At 62.7% G+C, this 11,372-nt stretch carries 8 protein-coding genes; 2 read left to right on the forward strand and 6 right to left on the reverse strand.

Going from position 1 to position 11,372, the window contains the following annotated elements; all coding sequences use genetic code 11:
- From SH809_13725 to SH809_13740, 4 genes are all read right to left on the reverse strand, one after another.
- The coding region (locus SH809_13725) for a hypothetical protein (protein ID MDZ4700763.1) at nt 1-595 on the reverse strand (595 nt) is incomplete at its 3' end.
- 108 nt (nt 596-703) lie between these two features.
- Nucleotides 704-1,486 carry a hypothetical protein gene (locus tag SH809_13730; GenBank protein MDZ4700764.1) on the reverse strand — a complete coding sequence of 261 codons (783 nt, stop codon included), beginning with the start codon at nt 1,484-1,486 and terminating at the stop codon, nt 704-706.
- A gap of 67 nt (nt 1,487-1,553) precedes the next feature.
- Nucleotides 1,554-3,782 (reverse strand): ferrous iron transport protein B, encoded by a 2,229-nt coding sequence (feoB, locus tag SH809_13735; GenBank protein ID MDZ4700765.1) that lies wholly within the window; start codon nt 3,780-3,782, stop codon nt 1,554-1,556.
- Nucleotides 3,783-4,231: 449 nt separating this feature from the next.
- Nucleotides 4,232-6,409 (reverse strand): hypothetical protein, encoded by a 2,178-nt coding sequence (locus SH809_13740; GenBank protein MDZ4700766.1) that lies wholly within the window; start codon nt 6,407-6,409, stop codon nt 4,232-4,234.
- A gap of 354 nt (nt 6,410-6,763) precedes the next feature.
- Between SH809_13740 and SH809_13745 the strand changes: the two genes are divergently transcribed.
- Together SH809_13745 and SH809_13750 are read left to right on the forward strand one after the other, a co-directional pair.
- Nucleotides 6,764-7,534, forward strand: a complete 771-nt coding sequence (locus SH809_13745; GenBank protein ID MDZ4700767.1) for an SDR family oxidoreductase — start codon at nt 6,764-6,766, stop codon at nt 7,532-7,534.
- 14 nt (nt 7,535-7,548) lie between these two features.
- Nucleotides 7,549-8,277, forward strand: coding sequence for a pseudouridine synthase (locus SH809_13750; GenBank protein ID MDZ4700768.1), 729 nt, complete (start codon nt 7,549-7,551; stop codon nt 8,275-8,277).
- A gap of 59 nt (nt 8,278-8,336) precedes the next feature.
- On the opposite strand, the gene SH809_13755 is transcribed toward SH809_13750, so the two are convergent.
- Nucleotides 8,337-10,832, reverse strand: coding sequence for a PKD domain-containing protein (locus SH809_13755; GenBank protein ID MDZ4700769.1), 2,496 nt, complete (start codon nt 10,830-10,832; stop codon nt 8,337-8,339).
- A gap of 358 nt (nt 10,833-11,190) precedes the next feature.
- Nucleotides 11,191-11,372: ASPIC/UnbV domain-containing protein (locus tag SH809_13760; protein MDZ4700770.1), on the reverse strand; the 182-nt coding region annotated here is incomplete at its 5' end.

Consider the following 11,372-nt stretch of genomic DNA (forward strand, 5'->3'; position numbering starts at 1 on the left):
CGACGTCCAGCGACTCGCCCTCCCATTCCGAGCCGGCCAGTTCGATTTCGACGCCGCCATTGGTCGTTTCGCCACGGACATCGCCGGCGAGGTCGATCAGCTTCACACCCCCGTTCAGGGCCTCAAAGCGGATATCCCCTTCGATTTCGGCGATATGGATGCCGCCGTTGTGGGTTTCTATGGCCAGGTTCGAGGCGTGGGGTACAAAAAGCTCGAAGCTGACGGACGTCCAGTCATTCCCCCTGCCCGTGCGTTTCGGGATGTCCGCCCGGATCGTCCCATCGGTATCGATCGTCACCTCGCCTACGTGCTCACGCGCAGCGTCTTCGGTACGGGCAGTCGCGCTCACGATGGCGCGCACGAGTATCTCATCCCGATCCCATCCCTCCACCCGGATGCCGCCGTTTTGCCCGCCGTCGATGTCGATGACCGAGCGGTCGGCCGGCAGGGTGATTTCGCGTACCTCGCAGTACCGCTCGCGGTCGCCCCAGCCCTGGTTTACACACGCCTCGTCGTCGGCGAGTATACGGGCGTTCTGGGCGGCTGCAGGGAGCGTGAGAAGCAGAATGAGAGGGAAGGCGTGGAGCGTGCGCATGACGGTAGGTCGGGCCGGGTGAAACAAAAAAGCAGGACCTCCCAAAATACGGGAGGCGCGCCGGCGGGGTTACACCGGCGCGCCTCCGCACTTCCAACGACTTCGTAATTACTGTTTCAGCGACGCGAGGTCGAACCGGTTCGGGCTGGAGAAGACGGCTTCCGGAACCGCGTTGAAAGCCCCGGCATGGGGCATAATAAACGGCCCGTTCTGGCCTTCGCCGCGGAAATCAGAGAGCATGATGTCCCCGTATTTTTTCCAATTCCCCATCGGCCGTGTGAACCGCGGCTCCGCATCCGTCGCGTTCGGGAAATAGGCCCACTGGGTGACCAGCATCCGCGCCTTGTCGACGTACACGTGGTACTTGTTCTGTGGCGTCAGGCCGACATTTTCGAACGTGAGTTGGAGCATCTCGGCGGCGCGGCCGTCCTCCGTCGCTCCTTCGCCAAGGTATTTCAGCGTCACGCCGGAGTCCTTCAGCTTGTAGGGCAGGAGGAACCAGTAGCCGCTGTTGACCCAGGCGCGGTAGGCGTTGGTGAGATTCTCGGCCGGATCGGCGATCTCGACACCGTCCGCGTACGCCTTGCCGGCTTTGGTGTTGACGTTCATCAGCACTACCAGGCTGTCGCGCTGGTAGCGGAAGTCGCCCGTCCATTTGTCCCACACCTGCTCGTCGGCGCCGAAGCCCCAGGAGAGGAAGCGGGTGTTGTCCCAGTTGGCACGGCCACCCATGCTCTGCATGACGGCGTCGGCGATTTCGATGGCACGGGCGTCGGAGCCGGCGGTGTTGAAGCCCTCCATGGGCGGATTTTCAGGGGCGTGTTGGGCGTGGATCGAGCCGGCCAGCGCCAGCGAAGTCAGGAAGGCAAGGACGTAAACGGGACGTTTCATATCGGGCAGGGGAGTGTGGGGATGATCCCCCAAGATAACAAATTAAGGGACAAAAGCGCACCTTCACTCACCCCAAGCCCAGCGCGAGCCCGCCCTGGTAGACGATCAGAGAAGCGAGGTAAGCGAGGCCCGTCATGTAGCACCACATGACGATCGCCCACTTCCACGAGTTCAACTCGCGCCGGGCAATGGCGACGGTGCTGGTGCACTGAAGGGCCAGCACAAAAAACACAAGCAGACTGAGGGCGACGAGCGTGGTGTACACCGGCTTGCCGGTTTGTGGGTCGCGCGCGTTGAGCAGGTGGTCCCGCAGCGCCACGCTATGTTCATCGGCGTCGGCGACGCTGTAAATGGTGCCGAGGGCGCCGATGATGACCTCGCGGGCGGCGAAGGCTGAGAGAATGCCGGCACTCAGCTTCCAGTCGAACCCCAGCGGCCGCATTACGGGCTCGATGAACCGCCCGAGCCGGCCGATGTAGCTCTGCTCCATCTGATAGGCCCCCTCGGCGTTGGCGAGTTCGCCCAACTCGGCTTCGAGCGCGGCCCGGTCGGCTTCAGAGGCACTGGTGATCTGGGCCTCAACGACCACACGGCGGGCTTCGAGGCTTGGGTCCGGCGGAGCTTCAGGGTACGAGGCCGCGAACCAGAGCAGGATACTGAAGAAGAAGATCACCCGGCCGGCGCGCCAGACGAACATCTTCGCCCGTTCGTACATCCGCCAGAAAATCATTTTCCACTGCGGGGCGCGGTAGGGCGGCAGCTCGAGCATAAAAAACGAGTCCGGCCCCTTCAGGATCTTCTTGAGCACCCACGCGGCGCCAAACGCCGTCACCAGGCCAAACACGTACAGGAAGAGCATCGTCAGCCCCTGATACCCGATTGGCCCGAACACCTTCGTCGCGGGAATAAACGCGGCGATGAACAGGGTATAGACTGGCAGCCGGGCCGAACAACTCAGCAGGGGGAGCACCATGATGGTCAGCAGCCGCTCGCGCTGGTTTTCCATGGTGCGCGTGGCCATGATGGCCGGCACCGCGCAGGCAAACGCACTCATCATGGGCATCACCGAGCCGCCCGAAAGCCCGAAGCGCCGCATGACCCGATCCATGATAAAGGCCGACCGCGCCATGTAGCCGGTGCTCTCCATCAGACTCAAAAAGAAAAATAGGAAAAGGATCTGGGGGAGGAAGACGACGACGTTGCCCACGCCGGCGAGCACGCCGTCGACCAGCAGATCCGCCGCCATGCCGGCCGGCACCACGTCGCGCACCAGCCCGCCCAGCGCCATCACGCCCTGCTCGATCCCGTCCATAAACGGCGTCGCCCAGGTGAAGATGGCCTGGAAGACGAGCAGCAGAATGCCGGCGAAAATCAGCGGCCCAAAGGCCCGATGCACCAGGATCGCGTCCAGCCGATCGGTAAGTTTCCGGGCCTCGACTTCGTGGTCCTTCTTCGTTACGCGGACGGCGACCCGAGCAAGCCAGGCGTAGCGGCCTGTGACTTCGGCCTGGGTGTACGGGACAGCCTTCGTGTTCAGCGCTGTTCGCGCGTCAAGCACGGCCTGGTGGAATGCCGGCTGGCGTTTTTTCCAGCCCTCCAGGAGGCGGTCGCTCGTCAGGATGCGCAGGCACTCCGCCAGGCTGCGAGCTTCGGACAAATCCTGGCGCTGCGCCCGGAGGGTGCCGGCGAGCGTCGATACCTCGGCGAGGACGTCCTTCTGCAGCCGCCAGTAGGTCTTGCCAGGCGGCGGCAGGGGCGCGGTGAGTGCGTGCTTCAACTCCTCGAATCCCTCCTTTCTCGTGGCCACCATGGGTACCACCGGCACGCCGAGGATTTCCGAAAGCATCCGGGTGTCGATGACCAGGCCGGCCTTCTCCACCTCGTCCATCATATTAAGCGCCACGATCGTCGGCACGCCGAGGTCGATGATCTGCGAGGCGAGATAGAGGTTACGCTCCAGATTGGTCGCGTTGACGACACACAAGACGAGGTCGGGCGCGTCCTCCCCATCCAGCTGGTGCGTGATCGTGTCGTACGCGATCTGTTCGTCCAGCGATTTGGGGTTCAGGCTGTAGGTGCCGGGGAGGTCGAGCAATTCGACATGCTCGGCACCCAGCAACCGGCCCGATTTGCGCTCGACCGTCACACCGGGGTAATTGCCCACCCGCTGCCGCATGCCGGTCAACAGGTTAAAGACGGTCGATTTGCCGGCGTTCGGGTTGCCGGCGACCGCTATCCGGCGCGTACTCCTGGCCTCTAAGGTTGCGCTGTCGAGTGTTGGACGGCGTGAGGCCATGGGTGAGCCGGGTTCAACGAAAAAGAGGAGATTAGAGCGCGTCTATGGAAATACGCGTTGCGTCTGCCCGGCGAATGGCGATCTGGGAATCCTTGATCTTGAGGGCGATAGGGTCCCCGAACGGAGCTATGCGAACAACTTCGACAAGCGTTCCTGGCAGAATGCCCAGCTCCCAGAGACGGTCTGATAAGCCGTCGCACCAACAGGTAATACGGCCGCAGCAGCCTGGCTTCAGTTCGTTCAGTGTCATGGCACTATGTTCTCCGAGGGGCTAGATGGGATGTAATTTAGACTTATTCTAAATCGAATCGATTCCGTTCCCAAAGATACGGAGAAGATCGTGATTCCCATGTGCTGGGATGAAATTGCAGGGTTTGCCCTACAAAGGGTTTATGGTTCGAGGTTCAAGGTTTAAGGTTTAAGGGGAAGTACCTCGAACCTTAAACCCTTCAGGGAAGCGCAAGGTTAAACGTGCCGCCAACAACCATGAATCCGCGTCTCTCAAACAGCGTGCCCTCGGCAGCCCTGGCGCCCGGGCCAAACATATTCCATCCCATCCCCAGGGTCAATCGTTTGAAGAAAGTGATAGACGAGGTCATCCCGAAGTCTACTACACGACTTTCGTAGCCGATGAAGAGTCCGCCGATATTGATCCCGAGGTCGTCTTTTTCGTCTAGCGCGTAGGTGGCCCCGATGCCGACGCTGTTGAGCACCTGGACATCGCCATTAAACGCGACCCGAACGACGGAAGCGCCGGCGGTGACGTCCCACTTCTCGCGCGGGGCGCGGACGACGCGGACGAAGTTGAAGTTGGTCGAGTCCTGCGGCGTCGCGATGCCGATGCGAAGGATCTGCTCGGGCTCCACCTTGCCTTCGAGGTTGATCAGAACGGTTTCCGACGAGCCCCGCGTGACGCGGTACCGCTGGGTGTGGAGGACGGTATTGATGTTGTTGTTACGAACTTCGAGCCGGATATCCTGGGTCTCGGCATCCGCCGGCAACAGATCGCCGTTGATCGCAACTACGATCTGGCCGTTGGATGGCGTGGCGAGAAATCCGTTGGATTGTGACCAGTGGGGCATCTCACGCTTCGTCTTTTTATCGTAGCCCCATCGGATAAAGGTCGCCGGTTCGGCCCAGGGCACGATGCGCGCCGCGATGGTCTGAAACCGGATGTTGTCCCGTACCAGGTAGAGCTCGATCGGGCCGGGTACGGCGTCGGTACTGGCGCGGACGGTGAGTTCGAGCGTTTCGTCGGTGAGCGGGGCGCTGGCGCGAATCACGCCGGCGTCCGAAATTAGCGCGGCCTCGGTGAGGTAGCGGCCGGAGAGGGGGATCTTGCGTTGTTCTCCGGGGCGGATGACGATCGGTTTGCGGTCGGCGATCCGGGGCGGGAGGTAGATGTCCAGCACGCCGGACCACTCGCGGGCGCCGTCGGCAGAACGAATGGTGAACAGGCGTTCGAGACGCCCCGTGGCGTCGAACGCGCTGGCGTCCTCGGGGAGGTCGAGTTCGGCGTGGATCACGCCGGCGCTGCGTGGCTGGAGCGGAAGGGCGTCCATGCCTTCCACCTGCAGGACATATCGCTCCCGGAGGTCAAACGCCTCTTCACTCTCGGAGCGGAACTCGACCCGTTGTTTCTGGCCAAAATACAGTTTGCCCGATCGGTTGCGCACGGTAGCCTTCGCCGGCTGGAGATCCCGCGACACGCTGGCGGTCCGCTCGGCCGTCTGTCCGTCCATATTTTCCACGATCACCGTCAACTGCTCGGTGCCGATGGGGATGCGGGCGTCGAACTGGATCATGTCGGCCTGAACCGTCGATGGTCCGACTTCTTCTGGCGGCAATTCTTTAAAATAGGCTCGGGCGCCACCGGCGAAGCCTTCGCCGAGCAAGGTGATCCGCTCGCGGGTGTTGCCGGCCTGGAGTCGTGTTGGCTGCATGGTGGCTATACGCGGCGCGCGCGCACGCACCGGCAGTTCACGCTCGAAGACGCTGGGTGTGAAGGGATGGACTACATCGAAGCGCAGCGGCCGAGCGTGAGGCCCCGGGTTTTTCATGTGGATGTGCACGACCACACTGTCGGGCCGATCTTCCCAGGTGACGCGTTCCATGACAAACGCCGGATCCTCGAAAACGACCTGTGTGCCCCGGTAGAAGTGGCCGCCGGCAAGCATCAGGTCGAAGTCGGTCATGTCGGCCGTTCCGAGGTCGAGCGTGTCCTCCACGGCGTGGTTGGCCTGGACGTGTACACGCGCGACGGCCGGCCGCGCGCCGAGCACCGTGAGGCGACCCTCGCGAATCGGCTGATCCGGGGTACCCGAGAACACGAAAAAGGGATGGTGCCCGAGGGTGCGCAGATCCCCCGAGGCGACGACCGTGAACTGGATACGATCGGGCCCGAGCCGGCGCACGTCCTCGATCCGTAGCTCGGAGGAATCGGGCAGGAAGATCCGACTTTGTTCGGTGAGAGATGCGCGCACATCCAGCAGGGTCACCTCGAATAGGCAGGGCGCGCCCGGGGTGTGCGTGAGGGTTTCGGGGATGACGACGAGCTCGCGCCCGGTTTGTGCGCGCGCGGCAGTGATCGTCAGGAAAAACACCAGCAGCAGGGGTAACCGTATCAAAACGCTATGGCCGTGGGATGGAGGATGAGGATAAAAAAAAGATAATCTAAACGATTACGAACGTAAATTTACGAGCGTATGTCGGATGTAGAACGGGTTCCGCGCAGGGAATAGTGCACGGGTGTTCTGGTTTCGTGGTTCCGGAGTCCCGTTGCAGAAAACCCGTCGCCGGCTTTCGGGCTGGCGGCGAGTACACGCCTGAGGGGGGCGTGCCTGGCGCAGGCGCCGTCGCTTGAGAGGAAGCGGCGGCGCCGGCCGGGCAAACCGCCAGCAAATGCCGGACCCTGAACGCTTGAACCCGGAACGATCGTACCGCGCGGCGTACAAGCGGTTTTTGACGATCTTATCCCGGGCATGCGACTTCAACACAAAACAGCGCTCGTGACCGGTGGCGGCACCGGCATCGGTCGCGCCATCGCGGAACGTTTCGCCCGCGAGGGCGCGCGCGTGGCCATCGTGGGCCGGCGCGCGGATCGACTCGAGGAAACGCTCCATACCATCGTCGCGGCCGGAGGTCAAGCCGTAGGAATCGAAGGCGATGTCTCCGTCGAGGCGGATGCGGCCCGGATGGTGCAGGAGACGGTCGATCGCTGGGGAGGGCTCGATATCGTCGTGAACAACGCGGCCACCATCCTCAGCCGCACGGCGTTGCACGAGACACCCGTGGAAGCCTGGGATGGGATGACGGCCATCAACGTGCGCGGCGTATTCCTGGTCTGCCGCGCGGCGTTACCCGTGCTGATGGCCCGGGGCGGGGGCTCGATCGTGAACATCGCATCCGTCGCCGGCCATCGGGGGCAGCCGGCGAATTCGGCGTACAGCGCCACCAAAGGCGCCATCCTGAATCTTACCCGCTCGCTGGCGGTCGACTATGGCCCGCACGGGGTGCGGGCCAATTCCATCTCTCCGGCCCTGGTCGACACCGCCATGGCGCGCACGCGTCTGAAACCGGGCGAGGACTGGAACGAGCGCGCGGCGCGGGAGTGGATCCCGAACTACCCGTTGGGCCGGCTGGGTCGGCCGGAGGATATTGCCAGCGGAGCGCTCTTTCTGGCCTCCGACGAGGCCGCGTGGATCACGGGCATCGACCTGGCGATCGACGGCGGCTACCTGGCGAAGCTCTGAGAGCCGCATTCCCTATGACCCCAGAATCGCTGGTACTTCTTCATCAGGACGACGCGTTTGTGGCCATCGACAAGCCGTCGGGACTGCTGGTCCATCGAACGTATCTCGACCGGCACGAACATACGACCGCGATGCAGCTGCTCGCGGATCGGCTCGGCCGGCCGGTGTACCCGGCACACCGCCTCGATAAGTCGGCCTCCGGCGTCCTGTTGTTTGCCCTGAGCCCGGACGCCGCTCGGTTGTTGGGGGCCCAGTTCGCGGAGAAAACGGTCGGCAAGCGCTATATAGCCATCGTTCGCGGCCATCCCGAGGAGTCGGGTTGTATCGATTATCCGTTGAAGCAGATTCGCGACAAACGCTTCCAGGCGCCTCGCGAGGCATCGACCCCGCCCCAGCCGGCCGTCACGAGATACCGCACCCTGGCGCGGACCGAACAGCCGTTCGCCATCAGCCGGTACCCGACCTCCCGCTATGCGCTGGTAGAGGCCGAGACGGGGACCGGGCGCTACCACCAGGTGCGCCGGCATCTGGACCATATCCATCACCCGATCATCGGCGACAATAAACATGGCGACTATCGCCACAACCGGTACTTCCGGGAGCAGCTCGGGTGCGACCGGCTGTTGCTCCACGCCGCGTGGCTGTCGGTGGAGCAGCCGCTCACAGGCCAGCGCCTCACCCTGGAGGCAGCCTTGCCGGACGATTTTCGGGAAGTGCGGGAGCGCCTCGGGTTGAGCGAATAAAAAAGGGCGGACGCCACTGGCGCCCGCCCTTTAACGCATCAACGTCCAACGTTTCAACGTTATTTCAGCAGCGTCATGCGTTTGGTGACCGCGACGCTACCGGCTTTGATCGTGTAGAGGTAGATGCCCGCGCTGAGGTCGTTCGCGTTGAAGGCGACTTCATAACGGCCGGCGTCGTGGTAGCCGGAGGCCAGCGTGGCCACTTCCTGACCGAGCATGTTGAACACCTTCACCGTCACGTCCGTCGCTTCAGGCACCGCGTAGGCGATAATCGTCGTCGGGTTGAACGGGTTCGGGTAGTTCTGCGCGATGTCGAAGTCGACCGGCGTCTCCGAAGTCGCGTTGTTCGCGGCGAGGGAGGCGGATTCCGTCTGCGGCGCATCCGGCGCAACCGTACAGTCGAAAATCGGATCGACGTTGTTGGCCGGCGTGTAGGTCAACGAGGCATGCGTGATCGTGTTGACGCAGAACTTGCTCAGGTTGATGATGTTACGCCCACTGGAGCTGGTCGTCGACGTGAAGATCGCGTCGCCGCTGCTGTTGGTGACAACAGGCGCCGGCGTCTGGGCGAAGAGCCCGTAGTACTCGCCACTTACCGTAGCCGATCCGACGTTTACGCCGTTGTTGTCCACCACTTTCACGGTAGCGCGGGAGACGCGTCCGGAGACGCCCGGAGCCTTAACCGCCGTGATCGTGATACTGGCAATGTGCATCGTGCCGCCGCCCGGGCTGGTGACCGTGACGCTCTGCGAGGTCGTGCCCGTGCCGCCCGCGTTATCCGTAACCGTCAGGCCAACCGTGAAGGTGCCGGCCGTGGCGTACGTATGGCTCGGGTTCTGTAGCGTTGATGTGCCGCCGTCGCCGAAGGTCCAGGCCCGGGATGCGATTGTTCCATCGGCATCCGTGCTGGTATCGGTGAAGTTGCACACCAGGTTCGTGCAGGTCGACGTGAAGCTGGCGACCGGCGGGATGTTGCCGCCACCGCCACCGCCGAGGTCGAACTTAACGATACGCGTGTTGAAGTCGAAGCTCGCCGTCGACGCGTAGTATTCGGTCGTGTACCAGAACGACGTATCGTCCGTGGGATCGACCGACATCATGCTGTAGTCGCCCCAGCGGCTGGCGCCGCTCTGCGAGCCGCCGCCGGCGTGGAGGAGCGTCTCGGCGACGTTCATCACACCGGTGCCGCTCTGATCAGCCGTCTGGCCCGTCATGTAGATCGACGGGAACAGGGAGCTGCTGGAGCGGGAGTAGCCGAGGGCGATATCGCTGTTGGCGTTGATCGCGATGGAGCCCATCCAGCGGTCATCCGAGTTCGGGCTGTAGGTTCCGGACTGGTAGAGTGTCCAGTTGGCGCCCATATTGCGGAATTCGTACCAGCGGACGCCGATGACACCCGTGCTGACTTCCACCGAGTGGTTGGCCACCATCGACTTGTGCGTCCCGAAGTCCCGCACGTTGGCGCGGTGCATCGTGAAGTTGGACAGGTCGTCCAACACCTGGCCGTTCGGCTGGTTGGCCGAGGGCACGATGCCGTCGTACGTAGGGATGGTGACGCCGGTCAGTGCGGAGAAGGTCGCCGCGCCGGGGTTGTTCCAGTCGACGTTCAGCTGCCAGAGTTCGAACGTGGTGTCGCTATCATTGCCGTGCGCGGCAAACAGAGCCGGCCCGGTGACCGCGTTGTCGGCATCGGCCGGCAACGGACCGTCGCTGATCGACGCGAAGGCATTGGGGAAGCGAACCATCGTCGTCGGCTGGCCGGCGAGCATCGCGTCGCGGTCCATGGCCACGGCGCTGATACCCACGAACGAGCTGAAGTTAAAGAAGTCGCGCGTGGTCATCGTGTAGCTGTCGCCCCAGATGCCGAGCTTCGGGTAGTCCGGCCCGTCGTTGCCGAAGGGGAACGCATACTGGTGGTACGCGCCGGTCGGATCGCTCGTCTCCGAGATGGCGATACACATGAAATAGGGCGCCACGGACACGGCGAACTGGCTCACAAGCCAGCGGTCGGCCAGCTCGTCATAGAGCACGATCGGATCGCCGTTGTTGTCCGCCTCGCAGTCGCCGCCGAGGCCCTGGAAGTAGATGTTGCCGGCGACAGGACCGAGCAGGGTGTTGCCGTTTTTGTCGAATATCTCCGTGACGGAGTTGATCCACTGTACATAGTGGTTCGGCCCTACGTCGCCATCGGTATCCGGAGGAACAACACGGAAGCCGAGGACGGCGGAGTTGTCGTCATCCGATGAGCCGTCGAAGCTCAGGCCGACGGTCGGCGCGAACGCGCCGCTCTGCACCTGGTGGACGGGATCGATGAAGTTGCCGGCTTTGTCGACGCCTTCGGCCGGCAAGCCGAACTTGGTGAAACGGTTGGGTACTTCAAAGGGTGCATAACCGGTCTTAGACGCGGCCGGTGCTTGCATTTGACGTAGGGGAATCGAGGTGTTGTGACGTTCTGCTCGGACGACCTGAGGGCCTTCCTGAGCCAGGGCGTTCGAGCCTGGCACCAGGGAGGCCGCCAGGAGTACGCCCAGCGCTGCGGTAGAGAATCGATTCATATAGATCTCTTTAAAATGGGATTGAGGAAATCCTGGATACAGGACCGGCGACCATAGGAAAATACCATACCGCTTCCGGTACGACCAGGATGGAGGTATAGCGCCTGAATAACAAACGCGAGCGCGGGGGGCAGAAAGGATGGGAACGGCTGTGAAGGGACAGGGGCTACTTCGTTCCGGTCGTGATCCTCGCCGTAGTATTCTCAGCGGATGGGAGTGTAAAGAAAACTTTAAGGCTTGGCAATAGCCGGGTGCATATGGAAAAGCGCTTTTCTGTTGGCGTGAGTATAAAAGCGCTTTTCTTTTCCAAAGTTTGAGCCAGATAGGAAGGTCAAGATGCGCCGTTCGGCGCGGCGGCTCATTGTGATACAGCAATCGAGCCAGTCAATTGGACTCCCTTCCCCTGAATCAACTGGTTATATGCACCGGACGGTGGGGGGGTGAACCGCTCCCGCCGGCCATCGGGCCACACCGCTTCCACCTCGTCCACGACAGCCTCCGTCCCGAGTCCGACCAGCGCCCGCGGGTCGCTACTGGCCA

Source organism: Rhodothermales bacterium (genome assembly GCA_034439735.1).
GTDB lineage: Bacteria > Bacteroidota > Rhodothermia > Rhodothermales > JAHQVL01 > JAWKNW01.

Coding starts and splice junctions, on each gene's coding strand:
- SH809_13730 (MDZ4700764.1), bottom strand. CDS start 1,486: ATGAAACGTCCCGTTTACGTCCTTGCCTTCCTGACTTCGCTGGCGCTG.
- SH809_13750 (MDZ4700768.1), top strand. CDS start 7,549: ATGACCCCAGAATCGCTGGTACTTCTTCATCAGGACGACGCGTTTGTG.
- SH809_13745 (MDZ4700767.1), top strand. CDS start 6,764: ATGCGACTTCAACACAAAACAGCGCTCGTGACCGGTGGCGGCACCGGC.
- SH809_13755 (MDZ4700769.1), bottom strand. CDS start 10,832: ATGAATCGATTCTCTACCGCAGCGCTGGGCGTACTCCTGGCGGCCTCC.
- feoB (MDZ4700765.1), bottom strand. CDS start 3,782: ATGGCCTCACGCCGTCCAACACTCGACAGCGCAACCTTAGAGGCCAGG.